This window comes from Brucella gallinifaecis (assembly GCF_006476605.1).
GTDB classification, from domain to species: domain Bacteria; phylum Pseudomonadota; class Alphaproteobacteria; order Rhizobiales; family Rhizobiaceae; genus Brucella; species Brucella gallinifaecis.
This window is the reverse complement of the sequence record NZ_ML636800.1, coordinates 468,563-495,126: the sequence shown is the minus strand read 5'-3', so window position 1 is coordinate 495,126 and position 26,564 is coordinate 468,563. Positions and strand designations below refer to the sequence as shown.

Genomic DNA, 26,564 nt, shown 5'->3' with positions numbered 1-26,564 from the left:
GATGGTGGCGGCATAATCGCGGCGGAAATCCACTTAACGAAACGCCCGAAACTGTTCAGACAAACCGAACCACCTCTTTTAGTTAACGTTTGACCATTACCGTTGTTCAATATACGTGTTGAGCACAATTAACGGTAAGGGTAGGGCATGGTACAGACAGGTGTGGTTATTCCTGCGTGTAACGTGGGAGGGGATATTTATGATTGCTAGCTCTGATGAGAACCTGGTAATTTATGTTGCGAGAGGAATTGTTGGGTTTCATGGTGGTCGACAATATTATGTTTGATAATCACAGATTTATTACCCTGTAATAACAAAAATGAATCATCGAGATACCTCTTGCAACTTTTGATGATCTTTTAAATTTGCTTCGGATGATATGAAAGTTCCTATATGTCGACCTCAGACTTAAATACCGGCATCGATTTTTATGAAATTGCTGTAATCACTCGAACCAAAGATCGCGTCTATATGCTTGATAGAGCGGCGGATGGATTGTTAAGGCAATCCTATCGGAATTTTGTATGGGTGATTGTTAATGATGGTGGAGAGGCTGAGCCGGTTGATAAAGTAGCCGCCAGATATCAAGATGCTGGTATGCCTGTCATTGTTATACATAATGAAAAAAACATAGGAATGGAGGCCGCTTCTAATAGAGGCATTAAGAAATCGCAATCAAAATATATTCATATACATGATGATGATGATACGATTGAGAGAACTTTTTATGAAAAAATGATTTCAAGATTAGAGGTGTCTGAGTGTAAAGGAGTGACATGCAATATAAACGAAATACACGAGGATGTTAGAGGTAATAAAATAACGATATTAAGTTCTCTTAAGTGGGATACTGGCGTCCCGTCAATATCAAGAATGGTTTGTATAAATAGATTTGTTCCTATTTCATTTCTATACTTAAGAAGCGTTCATGATGACATTGGTCTTTATGATGAGTCATTAAAGGTGTGTGGTGATTGGGAGTTCTATCTTAGGTTTTTAAGAAAATTTGATATAGATAAAGTTGTAGATTACTTGGCTAATTATCATATACGAGAGCTGTCTGATGATGAGGCTGCAATAAATTCTGTTAAGAAACAGTTTGATCATCAATATCATGATATGCTTATTCGAAATCGACTTATTCGAGAAGAATTGAATAGAGGAGATTTTGGTTATGCGGGATTGATCACTTTGGGAGCTCAGATGTGGGATACGGAAACCAAACTTTATGGTATTGAACAAAAAGGTCGAGAAGCATTTGAGTTAAAAGACAGAGTTCTTAGAAAGCTGAATGGCAATTTTTTTCTGCGCCTAATGCGTAAGGTGGCGAGAATATGAGCCGTGAAAATCCATATATTGATGCCGTTGTAGTAACCTTTAATCGGCTTGAGAAATTAAAATCTTGTATTAGTGCTATCAATGCACAATCAATTACTGTGCGAACGATTCATGTTGTTGATAATAATTCCACAGACGGAACGCGTGAGTGGTTGCTGGAAAATGCCAAAACATTAAATATAACTCCGCATTTATTAAATCATAATGGCGGTGGTGCTGGTGGGTTCAATGCTGGAATACGAGCTGCGTGCAATGTAGGGGCAGACTGGATTTGGGTCATGGATGATGATGTATATCCCAAATCCGACTGTTTAAAGGCCGTAGTAAATAGCCCATTTTTTGTTCAGCACACTAAAGGAATAAAAAATATTGGGTTTTTATCTAGTCGAGTTGAATGGACTGATGGCAGTGTATGTTTGATGAATATACCAGTCTCAAAATGGCCGCCTAATGGCGCTTTTCATGAGGCACCATCAGCTCTGCCTTGCTTATCCAACTCTTTTGTTTCGTGTTTTATTACTCGCGAAGGTGTGGAGCGTGTTGGATTGCCGGTCAAAGAGTTTTTTATTTGGTATGACGACACAGAGTACACAAGGCGACTTTCTTATAATTTTGAATGCTATTATTTAGATAATAGTGTTGTTGTGCATGACACTCCCAATAATAATCTGCCAGACTACAGCCAAATCACGCATCAAAATTTGTGGAAATATAAATGCGACATAAGAAATGTTGCAGCATTTGAATCAGCTGTAGGACGGCGCACTGATAAATTGATTGCATTGAGGTATGTCCTTAAAAACTCCTGGATGGCATACAAAGCATCGAAAAGTCTTAAAATCTATAGAGTTTTGTTACTCAGTGGCTTTAGGGGAATTTTTTGGCACTATAAAAAATTGATAGAATATATTTAAAGTTAAGGTCATCTAATCAAATTAGATGGCCTTTTCATTATACAGATTTCTTGGAAATCATTACCTGTCCTGGACCACTATCCGGGTCTATACAATCAATAAAGCGAAAGTTCAATTCCCTCATAATCTCTTGAGTTCTACTTAGAAACCTCACTGGCATTTCTATTTTTATTTCTGCGCCTTTTACTGAGATGTTGAAAACTGGCAGAGACGCATGGTCTGCCCCCATCGGGTGATCCGGGTTTACTGTTAGTGCATTACTCCCGCTCATCCCAAACTCATGCTCAATCCATTGCTTGAAAAGACCATACCCGACTTCTTCCAGCCTGACTTGCTGGCGCTTGAGAGCGGTGCCGACTGTGATAATGCTTTCGGCTGCGGACTTCATATGTGCCTTGATGACTGCCGCGTCTTCTTTGGCGGGCACTTCATCTTCACGGCTCAGTTGTTCATAGGAAAAGTGGACATCAAACGGATCGTCGGTAAACTCTTCCACGTCTGCTTGTTGATTCATGGGCACCACATTCATTGGGTATGCTCCGGTCAGTCTGATTGCCATTTTGCATCAGGGCTTTGTTTGCGTCCCGGCTGCTACTCGACGACTCAGTGCCTTAATAAGACGCATTTATACGGATTAAGACGTGCGCGGCAAGTGTCACACGTTTTCCGCCATGGTGACACAACGGTGACACTGACAGGCAACGACTAGATTTTGAGATTGTCGAGATTGGCCTCAGCCATTGTTATCTCTGGAGTTCGAATGGTGGGCGTAACAGGGATTGAACCTGTGACCCCTACAATGTCAATGTAGTGCTCTCCCGCTGAGCTATACGCCCATTCGATGTGGCGCATACACCATATCGCGTTAAGCTCGTCAATGCTTTTTTGAAGTTTTTTATTGTTTTTGTTGAAGAGCTTACCAAATTTCAAATGGAAAACTGATTGCCTATGCGGCAATCAGCATTTTTTCGATTTCGTTTACCAGATCACGTAGATGGAAAGGTTTGGAAAGTACTTTTGCATCGCGTGGCGCATCAGAATCGGGATTTAGCGCAACTGCTGCAAAACCGGTGATAAACATGATTTTGAGATCTGGATCGATTTCAGTCGCGCGTCGTGCAAGTTCGATCCCATCCATTTCCGGCATAACAATGTCAGTCAGCAGCAACGAGAAAGGTTCCTCGCGCAGTCTTTCGTAGGCGCTGGAGCCATTATCGAAATGAGTGACGTGATAGCCTGCTTTTTCCAGTGCTTTCACGAGGAAACGACGCATATCATTATCGTCTTCAGCTAGCAGAATTCTCTTCATTGGTCCGTCCGAATTTCATGTCGCTCATGCACAGCTTTGTGCGTGGTCAACGACTCAGCATTTCTTATAGAAAACGCTCTTTTGGTAAATATGAAATGAATGCTCTCGCAAATGTTAATTGTTATGGTCAGTATTTGGCAACAAACTGTTTTATGATACAGCTTTTTGTCGTTGGAAATGCTGGTCTGCGGGATGAGAGCTGGGCTTGAAATACCGGATAGTGAATGATCCGGCATTCATGTAAGGTACTGCTTTATAAACTCAATTGCTCTGTAACTTGTTGGCCGGGTGCAGTCAGGACGGATGGAAATTATGAGTATGGAACGTGATTTCAATCAGATTCCTCCCTTTGAGATTTGTGCGCCTGCGCAGCAGCGGATTCCCTTCGTTTTTAATTCGCCCCATAGTGGGCGTGTTTATCCGATGTCCTTTCTGGAAGAATCGCAACTCGATTCGCTCGCCATACGCAATTCGGAAGATTGCTATGTTGATGAGCTGTTTGCTGCCGTTCCGCGTCTTGGCGCCCCCTTGCTCAAGGCGCATTTTCCCCGTGCCTTTCTTGATGTGAACCGCGAGCCTTATGAGCTTGATCCGCGCATGTTTACCGAGGCTTTGCCGCCTTTCGTGAACAGCCAGTCTGCACGTGTTGCTGGAGGCTTGGGAACGGTGCCGCGTCTCGTTGGTGAGGGGTTGCGGATCTATCCTGGCCGCATAGCAGTGGAAGAAGCATTCTATCGTATTGAGCAGCTTTATAAGCCCTATCATCGTACACTGGATGGTTTGTTGAAGGCGACCTATGAACGGTTTGGATATTCTGTTCTTATTGATTGCCATTCCATGCCGGGAGGTGCCCGTTCCGGGGAGGCCGGTGGTCGACCAGATTTCATTGTCGGTGATCGCTTTGGGCGATCATGCAGTGAACAATTGACACAGGCAGCAATTGAGCTGTTGCAGGGGCTTGGGTACACGGTTGCGCATAACAAGCCTTATGCTGGTGGTTTTATTACCGAGCATTATGGCAGGCCAGCAGCAGCTTGCTATGCTTTGCAGATTGAGATCAATCGCAGCCTCTACATGAATGAGCAAACTTTACAAAAGCTGGTTGGTTTTGATGCTTTATGTGGCGATCTCTATCAATTCCTGAGCGATCTTACCTCTCTGCCAGATGAGCTTCTGGTCGTCTCGCCGCTTGCAGCAGAATAAATTTTCGCTTTCATAAAAAGAGCCGCGCTGCAATGAAGAAGCGCGGCCAAAGACTAGGGAGGAAATGCCCCGAAAGGCATCGACAGGATAACCTGTCTGGTCTTTAAATTACGTGGAAGACCCTTATAGGTCAAGAATTTATGCGTATTTTTTGAGCTTAAAATAAAAAGCTCATTTTATAGGCATGATTGGTAAGGATTGCATATTGGTGCATCATCTTAAGGAAACGGGAGTTCGGGATTGCTGATAGATAAGGCATTTTTTTTCGAGGTCGCTTTGGTTGCAGCGCATCAAACCTTGCCGCGATTTCGTCAGTTTAATGAAGTCGACAACAAATATACCGTTGGTTTCGATCCGGTGACGGAAGCCGATCGTGCTGCGGAGCGGGTGATTCGTGCGGTGATTGGTCGTGAGTTTCCAGATCATGGCATTCTTGGTGAAGAATATGGGCCGGAAAATATTGATCGCAGTCATGTCTGGGTGATCGATCCTGTTGATGGTACGCGCGCTTTTATTTCGGGACTGCCGGTATGGGGAACGTTGGTTGGCTTGACGGTGGAAGGTGATGCCAAGGCGGGTATGATGTCCCAGCCATTTACAGGAGAGCTTTTCTATAGTGGCGGCAATGGTTCGTATCTGGTTCGCGATGGTGCTGAGCCACGGCGCCTTGCCGTACGTGCTCAGGCAAAGCTTGAAGATGCGACATTGTTTACCACCACGCCAGCGCTGTTCAAGGGCAATTTGCGAAAAGGCTTCGACCGGTTGGAAAAAGCCGTTCGCCTATCGCGTTATGGTGTCGATTGTTATGCATTTGCGATGCTTGCCAGCGGCTTTGTTGATATTGTTGTGGAAGCAGGTCTTCAACCTTATGACATTGTTGCGCTTATTCCGATCATTGAGCAGGCAGGCGGCGTGGTAACGCAACGCGATGGTGGGCCGGCAGAAAAGGGCGGGGATATTGTTGCTGCCGCTTCGCCGGAATTGCACAAGGCAGTGCTTGATCTGCTCAATAGTGAGTGAATTACGGCTGATCGGGATTTTCAGGCTCCAGGCTGTCTGGCAGAGCTTCCATTTCATATGTACCAGGAATGAAGGCATCAAAGGCAGCCAGAGCCTGCTCTCGATAATAATCTGCTTCCTGAAGCAGTTCGTGGCGGGCACCGTCGATGACAACAAGCGAAATATTGCGTGTCTGTGCGGCAAATCGTTCCGTTGCAGCGGTCGAAACGACCATATCCGCGCCAGCAGCAATAATGAGGACGGGCATTGCCGGTCCTTCATAAAAATCGGGTTGATGAATGCGTACGGCGGTACTCAGTGCATTGCCGATCCAACTGAAGGTTGGACCACCCAGTGCCAGACGAGGGTTGTTACGCACAACTTCCATATTCCGTGCGAAACGCACAGGATCGCTGGTCAGCGGGTTGTTTTCAAATAGGCGCTCTTTATTGATACGCCCACCTGTTGCATATTTTCTTCCCATACCGAGCCAGCGCAAGACTGTTGTCATGCGCCGCATTTTATCGTTTTCTGATTGTACTGATCGCAATCCTATAAGCGGTGCGCAAAGCACAATGCGGTTAACACGTGAAACCAGCTTATGCATGGACGAATAAGTGATCAGCGCGCCTGCTGAATGTGCTAGAATATAATAAGGTGGAGGACAATCAGGGAGAACGATTTCAGTAAAAAACTGATCGAGATCATCCGTATAATCGCTGAAACGCCGCACATAGCCCCGCATATGATCCTTGAGGAGGCGTTGCGAGCCGCCTTGTCCACGCCAATCCATTGTGGCGACGGTAAAACCACGCCCACTGAGATTTGACATTGTCTCAAAGTATTTTTCAATAAACTCGTTTCGGCCTTGCAGCAGAACAATTGTGCCAAGTGAAGGTGTTGTCTGCGGTTTAAGGATTGCATAGCGCAGATCGATATTATCTTTAGCTTTAAACAGACCCGCCTTAGTCCCGGCGGGAATAGGGTTTGCTTCGGTTCCAAAAAGAAAATCTGGCATGCAGCTTGCTGTCCCGGCTGAAATTTATATGACACTATAACGGAATAAAGAATTATAAAAAGTAACAGGAAGCTTTCAGGCGATTTTCAGTTTTGTGAAGTGGCCATTGCAAAGAATGTCATAAGGGTTGAACTGTTATTGCGATAAACAGCTAGTCGCAGTGTGATATAAAGCATGCAAGCTGACATGTATCTGTCCGCAAATAATGCAAAATACCCCGAAATCAGCCTTGAAATGAAAAAGGGGCATTCCCAAGTAAGTTTTGCGGTCGCCGATAACGGGATCGCCGGCATGAAGAATTCGCCAGAATGGGAGTTCTGCCGCCAAACCAATGCATTTTTGTCGCTCTTAAGGAGGGCTTATACATGCGTCACGTTGATTTTTCTCCACTCTACCGTTCCACGGTTGGTTTTGATCGCCTTTTTTCCTCGATGCTTGATACGCTTGCATCGCCAGAAGGGTCGCAGTCCTATCCGCCATATAATATTGAGCGGACCGGTGAGAACACCTATCGTATTACCATGGCCGTTGCGGGCTTTTCGGAAAGTGAACTTGAGATTGAAGCACATCGTAATCAGTTGACCGTGAAGGGTCAGAAGGCAGAAGATGATGCTTCACAAGTCGGTGAAGTGCTCTATCGTGGCATTGCCTCGCGTGCTTTTGAACGCCGCTTCCAGCTCGCAGACTTTGTTGAAGTCGCTGGCGCCAGCCTTAAAAATGGTTTGCTTCACATTGATCTCAAGCGCGAAATTCCAGAGCAGTTGAAGCCGCGCAAGATTGAAGTCAGCCAAGCTCCGGTTGATGCCGCTCAGCAGATTGAGGCTAAAACCGCTCATTAATATTAAACGATGTCGAAGAGAAAGCGGCGCTTAATGCGCCGCTTTTTTCGTTCAGGCTATTAGCTTTCCGAATTGCTCGACTTCTTCTTCTGTATTGGCAAAGCTTGTTACGAAGCGGGCAAAAATCTCACCTTCGCTGATGCGGTTGACTTCCGAATGTGGTGGATTCCAGTCATAGAAGACTGCACCAGCATCCCGCAGACGGTCATAAACAGATTGTTTCATGATCGCAAAAACCTCATTGGCTTCGGGCTTCCATGCAAGGCGCATCTGGCTTGATACATGAATATGATGAGCGAGGCGTGCGGCGAGGGCATTTGAATGTTTCGCCAGTTGAATCCACAGACCATCTGCAAGATAGGCGTCGAACTGTGCTGCAATAAACCGCGTTTTTGAAAAAAGCTGTGCCGCACGTTTACGGATAAAAGGCAGATCCTTGGCATGGGCTGGATCCATAAAGACAAGGGCCTCCGCACACCAGCATCCATTCTTTGTGCCGCCAAAGGAGAGGATATCGACACCTTGTTTCCAGGTCATTTCGGCGGGAGTCATATCAAGTGACACCAATGCATTGGCAAAGCGTGCCCCATCCATATGCAGCGGCAGGCCCGCATCGCGGCAGATCTGCGAGATCGTCGCGATATGTTCAGGCTGATACAGCGTGCCAACTTCCGTGGCCTGCGTGATGCTGACCGCCATCGGTTGACCGGCATGAACAAAGGCCGGGTTGAAACGTTTGAGCTCGCGCTTGAGTAATTCAGGGTCGATACGTCCCATTGCACCATCGATTGGATGCAGACGCGCCCCACCGGTGAAATATTCAGGTGCGCCGCATTCATCCTCGATTACATGGGCTTCGCGATGTACAAGCGAGACACCGCCTGGACGATTGACGCTGGCGAGAGCAAGGGCGTTGGCTGCTGTGCCTGTACCGACAAAGAAGACCGCAACTTCACGTTCAAATAATTCATTGAAGCGTTGTTCTACGCGTTTGTCTATTTCGCTGGCGCCATAGGCTGCGGCAAAGCCATTGGCATGAAGGGAAAGACTCTCGGCGATTTTTGGATGGGCGCCTGCCCAGTTGTCTGAAGCAAAATGCACGATGTTCTCCACTGGCGGTAGGACTTTATAGTCAAGGTCTATAACCGGACTTGATAGCGTGCGTAAGGCTAAAAATCAGACAGTTTTCTCTACTTTTAGAAGCTTCAGTTATCCGGTTCTATCGGGACTAGGCGGATGCAATGCCTGCTTTATGTAATTTAATGATGCTTTTGTGTGCACATGCGACACTTTGTTTCGCAAGGGGATCAAAAAAATTATGTTTCCATCTTGTGAGAGGATTTGAATTCTGTCATACGTAATTAGGACAGCAATACTGACTAGTTCACCGGTGCTGTCCAATTTCCCACTGTAATTGTCGGAATTTCTTATCAAAGTGTCCTACGGTTGCAAAAAGAAAGTGTCGTGCAGACCGGTCTGATCCGGCAGAATACGGCATTTAAAAGAGACAAGGGAGTTTGGTGCGCTATATGCGCGCCGAGATCGCTTGCCGAGCCTGAAAGACTAAGGCGCGAAAGCAATATTCCTCACGAAGGCTCAGTCTTCGGCCATGGAACGTCGTCCAACGCCTTTTTGATAAGGCTCTCAATACATCGGAATAAAGCGCATCCCGAAAAGTGCAAAGCAGCTTTGGGATTATATGCGTGACTAAACCAGTACGGAACGAATAGCCGTTTCGGTTCATTATCGTATCGCGCACAGGGTTGCGCACTCATTGGAGGGAATGACGATGCCGCATTTGACGCCATCTGTATCGCATGTGGATTTGCACAACGGTCAGAACGGAACAGTCAAAGCTGCCACGACAACTTCCGTGAGCATGACCCGAAAAATGCGAACATCGGCAGGAACGCCGCCTGCCCAAGGCCTTTATGACCCGCGCAATGAACGTGACGCCTGTGGCGTTGGCTTCATAGCGCATATGAAAGGTCAGAAGTCGCATCAGGTTGTCGAAAATGGTCTCAAGATGCTTGAAAACCTTACTCATCGCGGGGCGGTTGGCGCTGATCCGTTGATGGGTGATGGTGCGGGCATTCTGGTACAGATACCCGATCGCTTTTTTCGTGAGGAAATGGCGCGGCAGGGCATCGATCTGCCGCAGTCTGGCCATTATGCGGTCGGCTATCTCTTCATGCCGCGTGATGAGGCACTGCGCACGCATATTGAAGAAATTATCAAGGAAGTGATTGGCTCGGAAGGGCAGGTTTTTATCGGCTTCCGCAAGGTGCCGGTGGATAATGCATCGCTGTCAAAAGCGCCGGAAATTGCAGCAACCGAGCCTTTCCATGTGCAGGTTTTCATTGGCCGTAGCACGACTATTGAAACGGATGATGATTTTGAGCGCCGCCTGTTTGTGCTGCGCAAGGTTATTTCCAATCGCATCTATCAGGAAAATGACGGTGACGATAAGGGCTTCTATATTGTCTCCATGTCAGCGCGTACGATTGTCTATAAGGGTATGTTTCTGGCCTATCAGGTGGGCGCCTATTACAATGATCTGAAAGATCCGCGCTTTGAAAGTGCGGTGGCGCTTGTTCATCAGCGTTTTTCAACCAACACTTTCCCTTCATGGCGTCTGGCGCATCCATATCGTATGGTTGCACATAATGGTGAGATCAATACGTTGCGCGGCAACGTAAACTGGATGGCCGCACGGCAGGCATCTGTGGATTCGGAGCTGTTTGGCAACGATATTTCCAAGCTATGGCCAATCTCCTATGAAGGTCAGTCAGACACTGCCTGTTTTGATAATGCGCTCGAATTTCTACATCAGGGTGGCTACTCTCTGGCGCACGCAATGATGATGCTGATCCCGGAAGCATGGTCAGGCAACAAGCTGATGTCGGATGAACGCCGTGCGTTTTATGAATACCACGCCGCTTTGATGGAGCCATGGGATGGTCCTGCTGCTGTGGCTTTCACTGACGGTCGGCAGATTGGTGCAACGCTTGATCGTAATGGCCTGCGTCCGGCCCGTTATATCGTGACTGAGGATGATTTCGTCATTCTGGCGTCTGAAGCTGGCGTGCTGCCTGTCGAAGAAAAGCGGATTGTCAAAAAATGGCGTCTTCAGCCGGGCCGTATGCTGCTCATTGATATGGAAGAAGGCCGTATCGTTTCGGATGAAGAAATCAAGTCGCAGATTGCGCAAAAGCATCCCTATAAAAAGTGGCTTTCCAATACCCAGCTTATTCTGGAAGATCTGGCGCCTGTGGAGCCACGCGCATTGCGTAAGGATGTGAGCCTGCTTGATCGTCAGCAGTCATTTGGTTACACACAGGAAGACACAAAGCTGCTTATGTCGCCGATGGCGACCACCGGTCAGGAAGCTATTGGTTCGATGGGGACGGATACGCCGATTTCGGCCATGTCCGACAAATCGAAACTTTTGTATACTTATTTCAAGCAGAATTTCGCGCAGGTCACGAATCCGCCGATTGATCCGATCCGTGAAGAGCTGGTGATGAGCCTCGTCTCCTTCATTGGTCCGCGTCCGAATATTTTTGATCTGGTTGGTACATCGCGCCGCAAGCGTCTGGAAGTGCGTCAACCGATCCTGACCAATGGCGATCTTGAGAAAATCCGTTCTATCGGACATACGGAAGATCGCTTTGATACAAAAACGCTCGACATCACCTATAATGTCGGCGAAGGCGCGAGCGGGATGCAGGGTGCACTCGAGCGTTTGTGCGACCGTGCAGAAGCTGCCGTGCATGGTGGTTATAACATTGTCATCCTGTCGGATCGTCAGGTTGGTCCAGATCGTATTGCAATTCCGGCATTGTTGGCCACGGCTGCTGTTCATCATCATCTGATCCGCAAGGGCCAGCGTACATCGGTTGGTCTGGTCGTTGAATCGGGCGAGCCGCGTGAAGTGCATCATTTTGCCTGTCTTGCAGGCTATGGTGCAGAAGCAATCAATCCCTATCTCGCATTTGACACGCTGCTCGACATGCATCGTCGCCGTGAGTTCCCGCCGGAAGTCGATGAATATGAAGTGGTCAAGCGCTATATCAAGTCGATTGGCAAAGGCATTCTCAAGGTCATGTCCAAGATGGGCATTTCGACTTATCAGTCCTATTGCGGTGCGCAGATTTTTGATGCCGTTGGCTTGAAGTCTGATTTTGTCGATCAGTTCTTCTTTGGCACCGCCACGACGATTGAAGGTGTGGGCCTTGACGAAATTGCGGAAGAAACGGTTCGTCGCCATACATCTGCCTTTGGCAACGATCCTGTGCTGCTGACATCACTCGAAGTTGGTGGCGAATATGCCTATCGTATGCGTGGTGAAGCACATCTCTGGTCGCCGGATGCAGTTGCAAAATTGCAGCATGCAGTGCGTACGTCAAACCCGGCTATATTCACCGAATATACATCGATGCTTGATTCCAAGGCAGCGCAGGCAAAAACCATTCGCGGCCTGTTTGATATACGCCTTGCAGAAGCGAGTGGCCGCAAGCCGGTGGCAATCGAGGATGTTGAACCGGCAGTCGATATCGTCAAGCGTTTTTCGACAGGCGCTATGTCGTTTGGCTCGATTTCGCGCGAAGCACATACCACTCTTGCGCGGGCGATGAACGCGATAGGTGGCAAGTCAAACACGGGTGAAGGCGGAGAGGAGCCGGATCGTTTCTATCCGCTGCCCGATGGAAAGCCAAATCCTGAACGCTCTGCGATCAAGCAGGTTGCATCAGGCCGCTTCGGGGTGACAACAGAATATCTGGTCAATGCCGATCTCATCCAGATCAAGGTGGCTCAAGGCGCAAAGCCAGGTGAAGGCGGCCAGCTTCCGGGTCACAAGGTTGATGCAACAATTGCCAAGACGCGCCATTCGACGCCGGGCGTTGGTCTCATTTCGCCTCCGCCACACCATGACATTTATTCGATCGAAGATCTGGCACAGTTGATTTACGATTTGAAAAACGTCAATCCGGTAGCCGATATATCGGTGAAGCTGGTGTCGGAAGTGGGAGTCGGCACTGTTGCTGCAGGTGTTGCAAAAGCGCGTGCGGATCATATCACTGTATCCGGCTATGATGGCGGCACGGGAGCCTCTCCGCTCACTTCATTAAAGCACGCCGGAAGTCCTTGGGAAATCGGCCTTGCCGAAACCCATCAGACGCTGGTGTTGAATGGTCTTCGTTCACGCGTTGCTTTGCAGGTCGATGGCGGCCTTCGGACCGGTCGTGACGTGATCATTGGTGCGTTGCTCGGTGCTGATGAGTTCGGTTTTTCGACCGCTCCGCTGATTGCTGCTGGCTGTATCATGATGCGCAAATGTCATCTCAATACCTGCCCGGTGGGTGTTGCCACGCAGGATCCTGTTTTGCGCAAGCGCTTCAAGGGCACGCCTGAGCATGTCATCAATTTCTTCTTCTATCTGGCAGAAGAAGTACGCGCACTTCTTGCAGCAATGGGCTTCACGAAGCTTGAGCAAATCATTGGTGAAACGGAACTGCTCGAAAAGCAGACCATGATTGATCACTGGAAGGCCAAGGGGCTCGATTTCAGCCGCATCTTCTATAAGCCGGAAGCAGAGAAGCATGAAATCTTCTGGACCGAACGCCAGCATCACCCGATTGAAGATATTCTGGATCGCAAATTGATTGCTGAAGCCATGCCTGCACTGGAAAACAAGACGCCGGTCAAGATTGATATTGATATCAAGAACGTCGACCGTTCGGCAGGCGCCATGCTTTCGGGCGAAGTGGCTAAACGGTTCCGTCATAAGGGGCTGCCGGATGATACTATTGCCGTTACCCTGCGCGGAACGGCTGGTCAGTCTTTCGGCGCCTTCCTGGCACGCGGCATTACGTTCGAGCTGATCGGCGATGGCAATGACTATATCGGCAAAGGTCTTTCGGGAGGCCGCATTGTCATACGTCCGCCGGAAGATACACGTATTGTGGCTGAAGATTCGATAATCGCAGGCAATACCGTGCTTTATGGTGCGCTTGAGGGCGAATGCTATTTCCGCGGCGTGGCAGGCGAACGTTTTGCCGTGCGTAACTCAGGCGCTGTAACGGTTGTCGAAGGCGTGGGCGATCACGGCTGCGAATATATGACGGGCGGTGTGGTTGTGGTTATTGGTCAGACTGGCCGTAACTTTGCAGCTGGCATGTCGGGCGGAGTTGCCTATGTGCTTGACGAAGAAGGTGATTTTGCACAGCGCTGCAATATGGCAATGGTCGAACTGGAGCCGGTGCCGGAGGAGGATGATATCCTTGAAAAGCTGCATCATCATGGTGGTGACCTGATGCACAAGGGCCGTGTGGATGTATCGGCAAATATGACGCGCCATGATGAAGAACGTCTGGTGCAGCTGATTGCCAATCATCTGCATTACACCGGCTCTACCCGCGCCAGGGATATTCTCGATAACTGGGAAAGCTATCGCCCGAAATTCGTGAAGGTTATGCCGGTCGAGTATCGTCGCGCTCTTGAAGAGATGGAGCGTATGCAGGTCGGTGTTGCAGCTGAGTAAGAGAATATCAAACGTGGTTTTCGTGCGCCTGAAATGGCGAGTAGAGCCCGAATCTCACAGGGTGAGAGGAGCATGGAATAATGGGTAAAGTTACTGGTTTTCTTGAGATCGACCGGCAGGTCGCAAAGTATCAGCCTGCATCGGATCGTATTCGTCATTTTCGCGAGTTTGTACTCCCGATGAGCGATGGTGAAGTGCAGAAACAGGCTGCACGTTGTATGGATTGTGGCATTCCGTTTTGTCATGGTCCGACGGGTTGCCCCGTGCATAACCAGATCCCGGACTGGAACGATCTCGTCTATAATAACAACTGGGATCAGGCGATCCGCAACCTGCATCTGACCAACAATTTTCCGGAGTTTACCGGTCGTGTCTGTCCGGCCCCTTGCGAAGAAGCCTGCACGCTGAACCTTGAAGATGCCCCCGTTGCAATCAAGACTGTCGAACAGGCACTGGGCGACAAGGCTTATGAGTTAGGTTACATCGTTCCGCAGCCTTCTGTGCAAAAAACTGGCAAATCAGTGGCGATCATAGGCTCTGGCCCGGCAGGCCTTGCTGCCGCGCAACAGCTTGCACGCGCGGGTCACATGGTCGATGTCTATGAACGTGAAAGCCGTCCCGGAGGTTTGTTGCGTTATGGCATACCTGATTTCAAGATGGAAAAGCACCTCATTGACCGTCGTGTAGCGCAGATGGAAGGTGAGGGCGTGCGCTTTCTTTGCGGCGTGAATATTGGTGTAGACAAGCCGCTGCGTGGTTTGCTCGATACTTATGATGCGGTGCTTTACTCTGGTGGTTCAGAAAAGCCTCGCCCAGCCGGTATTCCGGGTGCTGACCTTGAAGGCGTTCATGATGCAATGCCGTATCTTGTGCAGCAGAACCGCCGCGTTGGTCGCGAAAACATTGAATCGGTCGCATGGCACGAAGCACCCATTCTGGCTGGTGGCAAGCATATTGTGGTTGTTGGCGGTGGCGATACAGCATCGGACTGCGTTGGTACGGCTTTCCGTCAGGGAGCAGTTAATGTGACGCAGCTTGATATTCGACCGCAGCCGCCTGAAAGGGAAGATAAGCTCAGCGTTTGGCCTTATTGGGCGACAAAGATGCGAACATCATCTAGTCAGGCTGAAGGTGCTAATCGCGAGTTTCAGGTGGCAACACTTGAGTTTATCGGCGAAGATGGCAAGCTTACCCATGTAAAGTGCTGCCATGTTGATGAAAAGCGCAAGCCGATTGCAGGCTCCGAGTTTTTCATCAAGGCTGATCTTGCTTTCATCGCGATTGGTTTTTTTGGTCCGGCGGAAAACTCGGTACTTAAAGAATTGGGCGACAAGCTCGAAATCGCAACGGACCGTCGTGGTGGAACGTCAGTAAAGGCTAATGAACGCGACTACCGCACCAGTGTCGAGAAGCTTTATGCAGCTGGCGATGTACGTCGCGGTCAATCACTGGTTGTCTGGGCAATTCGTGAAGGCCGTCAGGCAGCTCATGCAATTGACACGGATCTGATGGAATCGTCCGTGTTGCCGCGTTAATTTTTTACGGCACTCCAAAAAAACCCGGCAATGTGCCGGTTTTTTTGCTTTTTAGTTCTGCCGGTAGTTCTTGCGAATTACCAGATAGACAATGCCTAAGAATATGAACCAGACAGGAGTAATTTTCAAAGCAATAGCTGTATCCTGTTCCTGTGCGAGCGCCCAAAGGATGAAGGCGAAGAAGGCAAATACCATAGCGACAGCAGCGCGGCCACCAGGCAGCTTGAAAGTGGACTTTTCATGCAAATCAGGACGCTTGCGACGATACTGAAGATAAGATGCAAGAATGATCGACCAGATAAAGATGAAAAGAAGCGCAGAAATGGTTGTAACGATGGTGAACACTTCAATAATGCTATCGCCTGCATAAAGGAGCACAACACCTGCAAGCAGAAAAATGCAGGAGAAAAACAGCGCATTGACTGGCACTTTACGGCTGTTCAGTTTGCCCAGTATTTGCGGCGCGAGGCGTGATGTTGCCAGACCATAGATCATGCGCGAGGTCGAGTAGATGCCGGAATTGGCGCTTGATGTTGCCGAGGTCAGCACGACGAAGTTGACCACATGCGCAGCAATGCCAAGACCGGCCAGCGAGAACATTGCAACGAACGGACTTGAACCCGGATCGACCTGATTCCATGGAATAACCGTGATGATCACGAATAATGCGCCGACATAGAAAAGCACAACGCGGATAGGGATCGAGTTGATGGCTTTTGGCAGATTTCTCAAAGGATTTTCAGTTTCAGCCGCAGCCGTACCAACCAGTTCAATACCGACAAATGCAAAAACCGCAATCTGGAATCCAGCCACAAAGCCGAAGAACCCATTCGGGAAAAATCCGCCATTGGCCCACAGATGCGTAACCGATGCCTGTGTGCCGTTAGGAAGCGCAAAACCGGTAATCAGCATATAGGCGCCAGCCAGTATAAGTGCGACGATTGCAACGATTTTGATCAATGCAAACCAGAATTCTATCTCACCAAAGTTGCGTACATTTGGCAGGTTCAGCAATAGTAACACACCAATCAGACCAAGCGCCGGAATCCAGAGCGCAAGTTCAGGATACCAGAACGAGATATAGCCCGAAACGGCTACAACATCGGCGATACCCGTGACAATCCAGCAAAGCCAGTAAGTCCAGCCAGTGAAAAACTGTGCCCATGGACCGAGATAATCGCCTGCGAAATCAGCGAATGAGCGATATTCAAGATTGGACAGAAGGATTTCACCCAGTGCACGCATCACAAAAAACAGCATAAAGCCGATGATCGCATAGACGAGCAGAATAGAGGGGCCAGCAAGCGATATAGTCTTACCGGAGCCCATGAAAAGGCCCGTGCCAATTGCCCCGCCAATGGCGATCAGTTGGAGATGGCGATTGGACAGATTACGTGCAAGATGGGGTTCTCCCTCCCGGTTGTTTTCAACGGAAGGCTTCGATGCAATATTCATTCAGATGCCTCTTATGCATTGCTGTCGTGTGACCAGATGCTTCTACTGGACTACGTGAACTCCTGATAGCTGAGGAAATCTGAAATGGGAACTATGCGAAATATAACATTTAGGCTGAGAAACACCGATAAATTCACTGATTTTTTGCACCAAGCTAGATCGCTTAACGGTTAATCAGTAGATTATTCAGGGATTTATGTTTCCGGATGGCCATGAAAAATCATCTGCGCGACCAGGTGATGCTTTTTGTGCAATGGCTGCCTTTTTAGCATCTTGCTTGTTTAAGCCAAGTTCGTCTCCGAGCAGAATATTGTTATTGTCACGATGAATATCTTGCAGGTTGACTGGTGCTATACGATTGACCGGTTTTGAAGGATCCTGAATAGCGGCTGTAGGCAAGAGCTGTTTGCTCGTCCGATTATCTTCAAATAATCCATTTAACGGTTTCTCAGCATAGAAAGCGAGTTTGCGCCTGCCGGCTGATGTGGTGTTTATGCCATCATTGGCTCGCAGACGTGCAGTCTGGCCATTGATATCAAAACCTGTTTCGCTGAAATTATCGTCCTGATCAACAAAACCGTCCCATATATCGATAAATTTGCCGCCAGCTTTTTCAACGCTGGTGCGGTAAATCTCATTAAGCGCAAGCATATCCTGTGACATACCGCGTGGGCGGAATGGGGGCTGACCAACCCATATTAATGGATAGTTCTGATCGGTAATTTCAGCCAGGAATTTTGTCACACGGTTTTGATATTCCACGATCCATTCGGGTGAACGAATGCTGAAACTCTGCCCTTTGGCACTGATGGTCTGCCGGTCATTGGAGCCAAGCATCACGATAACAGCATCAGGCTTTTCTTCATCAAGAATTGTGCCAATATTAGCGGGCCAATCAAAATGGTCGTCCCGCACAAAGCCGGACGAGCCATTGATACGACTAACAATGCGCATATCTGGATTGGTTGCAAAGGCGACATTAAGTCCTTCCGCAAGCCCGTTTGCAATAAAGTCACCAACGACCAGAATCTTTTTGGCATCAGGTTTTTTCTCAACAAAATTGATCTCAGGCCGCGGTGAAGCCGCAGGTGAAGATCGTATGATCGGTGCTGTGGCTTTTGGTGTGCGTTTTGGCTTGGCGGGACGAATCCGTTGAGGTTTGGGTTGTTCATACTTGCGCTGCGGTTGCGCCTGTTTCTGACCAAACAGCAAATCAAAGATTGTACGCGGACGCTCCTGTGAGAATGCGGGAGAAAGTGATACCAGCGTGAGTATGAGACTGACAAACATAGTCGATGCAAGAATAGATGCTTTGTGCATAAACTGCATTTGTTTCGTCCTTTCCTACGCTTACATTAGTGTTTAGTGCGGAAAAGAAAAGGAGTGCACACTATGGCACACTCCCTGAAATTCAGTATTGTTTACCGGCGACGCAGAACCGACAGCACTTCTGCGCTTGGGTGCCCATCCGGTTGCAAGCCATTGCGTTGCTGGAAAGCTTCAATCGCCTTGCGCGATGTTGAACCGATTTTACCGTCGATCTTGCCATCATAATAGCCTAGCGCTTTAAGATGTGTCTGCAACTCTTCTCGCTCGTTCATAGTGATCGGGGTAAAAGGGCGGTTCCAGTCTTGGCGAAGACCTTGATAACCACCGATGCGATCTGCAAGCAAGCCAACAGCGAGAGCATATTTATCGGCATTATTGTAGCGTTTTATGACAAAGAAGTTCTTGCCCATCAGGAAGGCTGGTCCCTGACGTCCGTCGAGAACCTTTAGAGTGACCTTTTCATTAGGATCCGGAAATGGCCGGCCATTAGCCCGGACCACGCCAAGCTTCTGCCATTGCGCAACAGAAAGCGAACCGGAAGGAAACTTGCGGCCTGCTGGGAGAACAACTTCATACCCCCATGTACGACCCGGTTGCCAGCCATTACGGTGCAGAAGATTAGCGGCTGTGCCGAGAGCATCGGGAACAGAGTTCCAGATGTCGCGCTTGCCATTACGATCCATATCAACGGCATAGGCCTGATAACTCGTCGGAATGAACTGCGTATGTCCCATCGCACCGGCCCATGAACCGGTGAGGTGGCCGCGATCAATATCGCCAGTCTGGAGAATTTTCATCGCAGCGATTAATTGTGTGCGGCCAAATTTGGCGCGGCGCTGATCAGCATAGGCAAGAGTTGCAAGCGAGCGAATAGTATCCATCATGACATCATCACGCTTGAGGATTTCGCCATAATTGCTTTCCATCGACCAGATAGCGAGCAGGATATTGCGATCAACAGAAAAGCGCTGTTCGATACGTTGCAGCCATGGCTCCCATTTGCGTGCCATGCTTTGGCCAACAGCGACAGAATGCTCATTCACGCGGTTGTCAATATAGCTCCAGATCGGTTCGTTGAACTCTGGCTGGAAGCGTGCTTTGCGCAAAACTTCTGGGTCAGGCGAGTTGACACCCTTGAAGGCCCTGTCGAAGGTGGACGGCGAGACGCCATTCTTGATAGCTGTGGTTCGAAAACTGGAAACCCATTTTTTAAAATTAGCATCAGCGAAAGCGGTCCCTGTCACTAAACCGGATGCAAGTATTGCTACCGCAATGGTTGCTGTAATTCTGGCATGTATTCCTCGTGCCAGAGTGAATGGAAATCGCAGCATTCTGTGGTTCCCTTCCGTACCATATTTTGCCGTGTCGCACGGCGTGTTGCCTTTCATGTCGAGCCTGTTTCAGTCAGGTTGCATCAAGTCTTTAATGCTTTCCAGTGTTGAATTTGGGGCCGACTCTATCATGAGCTAATATTACAGGCTTCAGGTTAGCATTTAGTTTACCATGGTGAGGGCACTGTAAAAATGCATAGAATTTCCAGAGTTTTTGAATCAAGTAAGATTAAGGCCAGGTTATCGAATGTGATACCATAGTGGCAGAATTTTCTCTTTCCTTAACGAAAACGCCCTATTTGAAATGCAATGGTTTAAATGCTTTGATAGCGTCATCGTATTATTGAGAAAAATCGAGGAGATGAATGAGTTCGATCCGTAAAATTCGTAAGGCAGTTTTCCCGGTCGCAGGACTTGGAACCCGTTTTCTTCCAGCAACTAAATCGGTTCCAAAGGAAATGCTCACCGTCGTTGATAAGCCTGTTATCCAGTATGTTGTGGATGAGGCTCGCGAAGCGGGTATCGAACACCTGATTTTCGTCACCGGTCGCAACAAGGCTGTTATCGAAGACTATTTCGATGCACAGGTTGAGCTTTACTCCACACTTGCTGAACGCGGCAAACAGGCGGAACTTGAGCATTTGCAGGAATTGCAGCCGCAGCCTGGCACGACCAGCTTCACCCGTCAACAAGTGCCTCTGGGACTTGGTCATGCAGTCTGGTGTGCACGTGAACTGGTGGGCAATGAGCCTTTCGCATTGCTTTTACCGGATATGGTTATGCAGTCGAAAAAGGGTTGCCTGAAGGAAATGGTTGAGCTTTATGAGCAGACCGGCGGCAATGTGATTGCTGTGCAGGAATGCGACCCTGAAGAAGCGCATAAATATGGTATTGTCGGTAAGGGCAATGTGATTGGTAATGGTTTTGAGATCAACCAGATGGTTGAAAAGCCTGCCAAGGGCACCGCACCATCCAATCTCTATATTAATGGTCGCTATATTCTTCAGCCAGAAATCTTTGAATTGTTAGCCAAGCAGGAAAAGGGTGCTGGTAATGAAATCCAGTTGACTGATGCGATGCTCAAGCTCGCTGATGCACAGAAATTCTATGGATTTAATTATCGCGGCCGGACCTTTGATTGTGGTTCGAAGTCGGGTTTTATCGAAGCGAATGTGGCTTTTGCATTGTGGCGTAAAGATATTCGCCCAACGGTTGAAATTTCAATTACAGACCTGCTGAAAACGATTAAGCCGGAATGAACTGAAACAAGCTGCATTGATTATGATAAACCCCGCTTTCAAAGATGAAAGCGGGGCTTTTTTGAGCATACGAATATTATGATTAACGCATGCGGACTTTAGTAGCGCAGGGAATGTGCATGATATTGATGGAAGGCTTTTGCCGAGGTTGCTATCAGAAAAATTACATCAAGGTATCGCTAAATATTAAAAAATATAGCAGTTAAGAAGCAAGCGCCAAGTTGCAGTTCTTTCAGATGTAACTATTGTGGCAACAAAATTTACATCAGCAAGCTGACATTTCAATGGTAACAGACCCGCAGCACGGATCAATATTCACTGCGCCTAAAATCAGCCGCCGGAAAGCACTCGCTTTTATGGCAGCTTTGGCTTTGCCGAATCTGGTGCGCGCCAATCCATTTCCTCGTATTGCAGCTATTGATTGGGCGATGCTTGAAACTGTGAGCGCATTGGGTATTACACCCATTGCCGCAACTGAACTTATCCGATTTCGTGAAGATGCGGTTGAACCTAAACTGCCTTCTTCGGTTGTCGATCTTGGTTTACGCGGTTCGCCAAATTTTGAGCTGCTTTATCTGCTCAAACCTGATTTGATCCTTAGCTCTCCCTTCTATATCCAGCATGAAGAAGCGATGAAGTCGATAGCGCCGATTTTATCATTGCCGTTTTATGTGCACGGTGAAGCGCCTTATGAAAAAGCGCTGGAAGCGGTGAGTACACTCGGTGACAAGCTTGAACTCAGTGCAAAAGCAACAAGTGTCATTAATGAGCAGGAAGAATTTATTAGTAGGACCAAAGAGGCATTAGTGCCTTTTGCATCGCGTCCTACCTATCTTATCAATATTGGTGATGCGCGACATTTTCGAGCTTTTGGCAGTGATAGCATGTTTGGTGATGTGCTGGGCAGGCTTGGTCTTATAAATGCCTGGACAGATCGTTCACGCTTTACATTTGCAGCACCTGTTCCACTTGAAAATCTGGCTGCAATTCCCGATGCGCGTATCGTGATAATTTCGGATATTCCGGTAGAAGCACGAAACAGCCTGCGTAACAGCGTAATCTGGCAATCGCTTAAGCCCGTGCGCGATGGCCGTGTTTATATGCTTGATAATATTAGCCCTTATGGTGGATTAACGGCGGGATTACGATTTGCACGGCTCCTTCGCGATGCTCTACAAAGAAGCGGCGAGGCCTCCTTGTGACAAAGGATAGTGTGACAAACGGCAAACTGGTTTCGATCGCTATGATTGGCGTTCTCATTGCCCTTGGGCTGTTTTTCTGGAACGCTAATGCGTTTCTACCTTTTGCCCAATGGCCTTCATTGCCGTTTGATCCACAAGATATGAGCACTGAACAGGTCATTTTGGCCTATGCATTGTTTCCACGCGCTTCGGTTGCGATTTTTGCAGGTGCATCACTTGGGTTGGCGGGCGCCTTGTTGCAGCGGTTGTTAAACAATCCAATTGCTGATCCATCAACGCTTGGGGTGTCTTCAGGGGCGCAGCTGGCAATTGTTACTGCAACATTGTTTTTCCCGACGGTGCTTGATCAGTTTCGCTGGATGGTCGCGCTTATAGGTGCTGGTATTGCAACTATAATCGTATTTCTACTCGGCTGGCGCAACCGGCTTGAACCGGTCACTATGGTCATTTCCGGTCTTCTGATTGGTATTACATGCAGCGCGATTTCTGCTGCCATGACATTATCGCAGGGCCAGTACCTCATGTCACTGGTCGTATGGAATGGTGGGTCTTTAAGTCAACAGGACTGGTCATCGACCATAGCCCTTGCCTGGCCCTTTTTTATCTGTCTGACCGCGGCAATTATTCTGATCCGTCCGCTAACGCTTGCAGGCCTTGGTGATAGCAGTGCGCGTTCGCTGGGTGTCTCACTGACCTGGTTGCGTGTGGCGGTCGTGGTGGTTTCAGTGGTACTTAGTGCAGGCGTTGCAGCCAATGTCGGTCTGGTTAGTTTTATCGGACTTGCCGCACCTGCAATCGTGCGGGGATTTGGTGTCAGAAAACCCGGTTCAATCCTGTTAGCATCACCTTTTGCCGGGGCATGTCTGCTCTGGATATGCGATGGAGCGGTGCAGGTTTTCGGAGCCAGTCTTGGCGAAACCTTTCCAACAGGTGCAGTGACAGCTCTCATCGGTGGGCCATTATTGCTTTGGCTTATTCCGCGCGTTCGCACAGCGACTTCGCAGCAGTCTTCGCCCTCTCATTTTTTTAGCCGCGCTTCTAACATCAAGCTTGCTGCGCTGATTGTTGCCCTGCTGGTTGCTGTGTTTTTCGCTCTTGCACTCGGGCGGATGCCTGAGGGCTTTTTGCTCCTGACGGGAGAAAATTTTCACGATATCCTGCCTTTGCGTTGGCCGCGCCTTTTGGCTGCTGCTGCTGCGGGTAGTCTGCTTGCAATGGCAGGCGCTATCCTTCAGCGGTTGACTGGCAATCCTCTTGCAAGCCCGGAAGTGATCGGCGTGAGTGGTGGAGCGGGCATAGGCTTCGCTATTGCACTTACAATTTTCGCCGCGCCAAATAATACGCAATTGTTGCTCTGTGCATCTCTCGGCGCGTTGATTTCAATGTTGGTTGTTCTGAGTTTTGCAAGCCGCAGAAGGTTGTCATCCGCACGTTTGTTACTGGCTGGAATTTCTATAGGATCACTTGCATCTGCCATATTGAGTATCTTTCTTTCTATCGGCGATCAGCGCTCATGGCAGATTCTTGCCTGGCTCAGCGGGGCATCGTCAACGGCAACGCCTGAAAGTTCGATCGTCCTGATCGTGATGACATTGGGTGTAATCGGATTGGCATTGTTTTCGTCGCGCTGGCTGACAATTCTGCCTTTGGGACAGACTATTCCGATCTCGCTTGGTCTGCCTGTGAGGGCTGCGCGGATATTTCTGATCGTCCTTGCTGCCATTGCAAGTGCTGGCGCATCGCTGCTGGTTGGACCTTTAAGTTTCGTGGGATTGATGGCACCGCATATGACACGTCGTATGGGTTTTGATCAGGCTCAATCGCATATTATTGCATCAGCTGTGCTTGGTGCACTTTTGATGGTGATTGCTGATCTAGGTTCGCGTAATGCGACCTTCCCTTATGACTTGCCGCTGGGTCTCTTCGCAGCATTGGTTGGTGCACCTTATCTTGCTTGGGCACTCTCATCAGCTAGAAAATCATGACTGTTCGAAAGGTGTCTGCATTTATTAAATGCACGCGCTCTGTCGCTAAAAGGAATATTCTGATGGATATGAATACACCAATCTGGAGAGATTCACCAAAGCGATATGGGCTCGTGAGCCGTATTCTGCATTGGGCTATGGCTTATATTTTGCTCTGGCAGTTTGCGATGATCCTGTCCTGGAAAATGGTTGGCCCATCACCGGTGCTTGAAACTATTGGAGCTTTTGGCCCGGGCCATGGAACAGTCGGGTTTCTGACGATTGTACTGGTTGTGGTGCGTGCTATCTGGGCATTCATCAACCGTAATCAGCGTCCGCCACAGGAGGCTGGACTTATGGGCAAATTGGCACGCATCGCTCACCTTACTTTCTATGTGCTGCTGTTTACTATTCCGGCTTTGGCACTGTTTCGAGCCTATGGCAGCGGCAAGGGACGTGAGCAATGGGGTATCAATATTGTGCCTGCAACAGGCGAAAAGGTGGAGTGGATGATGGCACCTGCAAATGCATTGCACAGTCCGCTTTCATGGGGTCTGTGTGTTCTGATTATCTTGCATATATTGGCTGTTTTGTTTCATCGTCTGGTTCTTAAAGATAATATTCTTTCATGCATGGCTGGCCCGATGCGTTCGAGATAATTTCTTTAAGCTAATCAAAACCGGCCAGCTTTTTTAACGCTGAAGTTTCATGCCAACATAGAGGCTGTTGGCGTGGTAATTTCGATAAGAAACCTCACTGGTCTGAAACTCATGGCGTAAGCGTGCATCAATTCCGATAAAGCGGTTGATCCAATAAGTCGTGCCGATTTGCGCCCCGATAGTATAGTCAGTCCCGGTGCCGTCTTTGTTATTTCGGACATTGAGATCGAGCTTACCATTCAGGCTCAGATCTGATCTTACCCGCCGTGTTAACTCAAGGCTTGCAAGATGTAAAAGCGCTCCTGAAACACCGGGTGTTGTCGATGTATCTACGATTGTTTGTGCATAAAATTGGATATCAGTACCGCGTAATGGCGACCAGTTGATGCTTGCGGCCAATGATGGTCCACTAATATTGGAGAGGCGGGGGTCGTCATTTGTTGCGCCTATGTAACCGATGGAGAATTCACCATTGAATTTTTCGCCGCGATCCAACATCAATCCACCGCGTAATGCATATTGCGAGCCACTGCGATCATAGCCATTGCTATCTATGCGTTCATCGAAATGACGTTTGCCCAGCTCTATTTCGGCGAATGGTTTAAGGGCCGGTGAAATTGCAAAGCCGCCGCGTAATGTGATGCTAGCATAGGTATTATCGCGATCTTTCTGGCTGACAGTTCCGCCGGAAGAGAGTTCAGCATCGCCATAGGTTTCACGCTCCACTCGCCCTGTTGCACGACCGAAAAGCAATCCGGTGTCGCGCTCAATGCCTAAGCTGCCGTGGATTGTGTGAAGGAGCGGTCGTTTCAGGGCATCAGTGACGCCGTTCGGGCTTGATGCACTTTCACGGCGCAGCTTATAGCCAGCGCCAGCATTGAGCGTGGTCTCATTGCTTAGGTCAAAACGCAGATTGCCTTGAATATCCACGCGTGGTTCTGATACGTCCTGCCCGGAGATTGATTTGCTTAATGTCCCGGCGGCATCGATTTTAGCCTGATGGCGTCCCCAATCCGATTCTGCATTCACGCGCAGCGTTGTTTCTGAAAGTACGGCGCCAGAGCCGGTCGAGCTGTTATCGCCATTGCTCGTCGCGCGAATGCCCTGTTCGAGTGACGGACGCAATATGAAATTGCCTGCACGAATGCCCACAGGAGCGAATGGATCGGTCTGCGAGGTTAAATGGCGGCCCTGTTCGGGCAGTGCTGGCAGGTTTTCACGCTGAGAACGGCCAGTTTCACTTTGCTCTTCGGTTGTAATTGCACTCACAGGCATATTATCGGTGCTCAGGAGGCGTAGGGGATATTCTTCACTCACTGGCGGCGGTGTGTGTACAGTTTCTTTGGTTTGTGGGGCAGCGGGTGGCGTGTAAAAATCATCTGCAAATTCATTTGTTCGTTCTGCATTGGTATCCGCTGCGTCATTTTCGAAATCCGCTGTTGGATCAGACGAGAAGATGGCGGTGCTATCATCATCAATGCTGCTCCGAAGCTGGGCATTCTGGGAAAATGCTGTCGGGACGCTAACTGCCAAAGCACAACCTGCCAGCAACAGACATCTCAGCCTGCTGGCAAGGGGCGAGAATCCGCCGGGTGTGAATTTGGCAAAAAGCATATTGTCTTGAAACCGTTGCAACGTGGTAGATGAACGGTAAACGGACATGGTT

Annotated in this window: 19 protein-coding genes and 1 tRNA gene; 11 read left to right on the top strand and 9 right to left on the bottom strand. The window is 48.7% G+C overall.

The window, feature by feature from the left end; all coding sequences use genetic code 11:
- Positions 1–393: 393 nt before the first annotated feature.
- Together FHY56_RS02160 and FHY56_RS02155 are read left to right on the top strand one after the other, a co-directional pair.
- Entirely contained in the window at positions 394–1,338 is a 945-nt protein-coding gene (locus FHY56_RS02160; RefSeq protein WP_140903516.1) for a glycosyltransferase family A protein, read from the top strand.
- On the top strand, positions 1,335–2,252 hold the full coding sequence (locus FHY56_RS02155) for a glycosyltransferase (protein ID WP_140903515.1): 918 nt from the start codon (positions 1,335–1,337) through the stop codon (positions 2,250–2,252). Before FHY56_RS02160 ends, FHY56_RS02155 begins: the two co-directional genes overlap by 4 nt.
- Positions 2,253–2,289: 37 nt before the next feature.
- On the opposite strand, the gene FHY56_RS02150 is transcribed toward FHY56_RS02155, so the two are convergent.
- The 3 genes from FHY56_RS02150 to cpdR form a co-directional block, all read right to left on the bottom strand.
- Positions 2,290–2,781 carry a hypothetical protein gene (locus FHY56_RS02150; RefSeq protein ID WP_140903514.1) on the bottom strand — a complete coding sequence of 164 codons (492 nt, stop codon included), beginning with the start codon at positions 2,779–2,781 and terminating at the stop codon, positions 2,290–2,292.
- Between the two features lie 232 nt (positions 2,782–3,013).
- A tRNA-Val gene (locus tag FHY56_RS02145) sits at positions 3,014–3,088 on the bottom strand.
- Positions 3,089–3,198: 110 nt separating this feature from the next.
- Entirely contained in the window at positions 3,199–3,561 is a 363-nt protein-coding gene (cpdR, locus tag FHY56_RS02140; protein WP_140903513.1) for a cell cycle two-component system response regulator CpdR, read from the bottom strand.
- A gap of 312 nt (positions 3,562–3,873) precedes the next feature.
- Between cpdR and FHY56_RS02135 the strand changes: the two genes are divergently transcribed.
- Positions 3,874–4,764: an N-formylglutamate amidohydrolase gene (locus FHY56_RS02135; protein WP_140903512.1), complete on the top strand. Its 891-nt coding sequence runs from the start codon at positions 3,874–3,876 to the stop codon at positions 4,762–4,764.
- 240 nt (positions 4,765–5,004) lie between these two features.
- Positions 5,005–5,784 carry a histidinol-phosphatase gene (gene hisN / locus FHY56_RS02130; protein ID WP_140903511.1) on the top strand — a complete coding sequence of 260 codons (780 nt, stop codon included), beginning with the start codon at positions 5,005–5,007 and terminating at the stop codon, positions 5,782–5,784.
- Position 5,785: 1 nt separating this feature from the next.
- Here the strand turns inward: hisN and FHY56_RS02125 are convergent, their stop codons facing one another.
- A complete protein-coding gene (locus FHY56_RS02125; RefSeq protein WP_140903510.1) occupies positions 5,786–6,781 on the bottom strand; it encodes an alpha/beta fold hydrolase in 996 nt (331 codons plus the stop codon).
- 365 nt (positions 6,782–7,146) lie between these two features.
- On the opposite strand from FHY56_RS02125, the gene FHY56_RS02120 reads away from it, so the two are divergent.
- A complete protein-coding gene (locus FHY56_RS02120; protein WP_140903509.1) occupies positions 7,147–7,620 on the top strand; it encodes an Hsp20 family protein in 474 nt (157 codons plus the stop codon).
- A 51-nt stretch (positions 7,621–7,671) separates the two neighbouring features.
- Here the strand turns inward: FHY56_RS02120 and FHY56_RS02115 are convergent, their stop codons facing one another.
- Positions 7,672–8,721, bottom strand: coding sequence for a threonine aldolase family protein (locus FHY56_RS02115; RefSeq protein WP_140903508.1), 1,050 nt, complete (start codon positions 8,719–8,721; stop codon positions 7,672–7,674).
- A gap of 688 nt (positions 8,722–9,409) precedes the next feature.
- Here FHY56_RS02115 and gltB point away from each other — a divergent pair.
- Positions 9,410–14,164, top strand: coding sequence for a glutamate synthase large subunit (gene gltB / locus FHY56_RS02110; protein WP_140903507.1), 4,755 nt, complete (start codon positions 9,410–9,412; stop codon positions 14,162–14,164).
- Positions 14,165–14,244: 80 nt separating this feature from the next.
- On the top strand, positions 14,245–15,699 hold the full coding sequence (locus tag FHY56_RS02105) for a glutamate synthase subunit beta (RefSeq protein WP_140903506.1): 1,455 nt from the start codon (positions 14,245–14,247) through the stop codon (positions 15,697–15,699).
- 51 nt (positions 15,700–15,750) lie between these two features.
- Here FHY56_RS02105 and FHY56_RS02100 read toward each other — a convergent pair whose 3' ends face one another.
- The 3 genes from FHY56_RS02100 to FHY56_RS02090 all read right to left on the bottom strand — a co-directional run bounded on the left by FHY56_RS02100 (position 15,751) and on the right by FHY56_RS02090 (position 19,814).
- Positions 15,751–17,154, bottom strand: coding sequence for an amino acid permease (locus FHY56_RS02100; RefSeq protein ID WP_140903505.1), 1,404 nt, complete (start codon positions 17,152–17,154; stop codon positions 15,751–15,753).
- 186 nt (positions 17,155–17,340) lie between these two features.
- Positions 17,341–18,483, bottom strand: a complete 1,143-nt coding sequence (locus tag FHY56_RS02095; RefSeq protein ID WP_140903504.1) for an SGNH/GDSL hydrolase family protein — start codon at positions 18,481–18,483, stop codon at positions 17,341–17,343.
- A gap of 92 nt (positions 18,484–18,575) precedes the next feature.
- On the bottom strand, positions 18,576–19,814 hold the full coding sequence (locus FHY56_RS02090; RefSeq protein WP_140903503.1) for a lytic murein transglycosylase: 1,239 nt from the start codon (positions 19,812–19,814) through the stop codon (positions 18,576–18,578).
- Positions 19,815–20,179: 365 nt separating this feature from the next.
- Here FHY56_RS02090 and galU point away from each other — a divergent pair, with 365 nt between their 5' ends.
- From galU to FHY56_RS02070, 4 genes are all read left to right on the top strand, one after another.
- Complete coding sequence (gene galU, locus FHY56_RS02085) at positions 20,180–21,073, top strand: UTP--glucose-1-phosphate uridylyltransferase GalU (protein WP_140903502.1); 894 nt, start codon at positions 20,180–20,182, stop codon at positions 21,071–21,073.
- Between the two features lie 284 nt (positions 21,074–21,357).
- On the top strand, positions 21,358–22,275 hold the full coding sequence (locus tag FHY56_RS02080; RefSeq protein ID WP_140903501.1) for an iron-siderophore ABC transporter substrate-binding protein: 918 nt from the start codon (positions 21,358–21,360) through the stop codon (positions 22,273–22,275).
- 11 nt (positions 22,276–22,286) lie between these two features.
- Positions 22,287–24,260, top strand: a complete 1,974-nt coding sequence (gene fhuB / locus FHY56_RS02075; protein WP_140903558.1) for a Fe(3+)-hydroxamate ABC transporter permease FhuB — start codon at positions 22,287–22,289, stop codon at positions 24,258–24,260.
- A 62-nt stretch (positions 24,261–24,322) separates the two neighbouring features.
- Positions 24,323–24,898 (top strand): cytochrome b, encoded by a 576-nt coding sequence (locus tag FHY56_RS02070; RefSeq protein ID WP_158447723.1) that lies wholly within the window; start codon positions 24,323–24,325, stop codon positions 24,896–24,898.
- Between the two features lie 33 nt (positions 24,899–24,931).
- On the opposite strand, the gene FHY56_RS02065 is transcribed toward FHY56_RS02070, so the two are convergent.
- Positions 24,932–26,512 (bottom strand): outer membrane beta-barrel protein, encoded by a 1,581-nt coding sequence (locus tag FHY56_RS02065; protein WP_140903557.1) that lies wholly within the window; start codon positions 26,510–26,512, stop codon positions 24,932–24,934.
- Positions 26,513–26,564 lie beyond the last annotated feature (52 nt).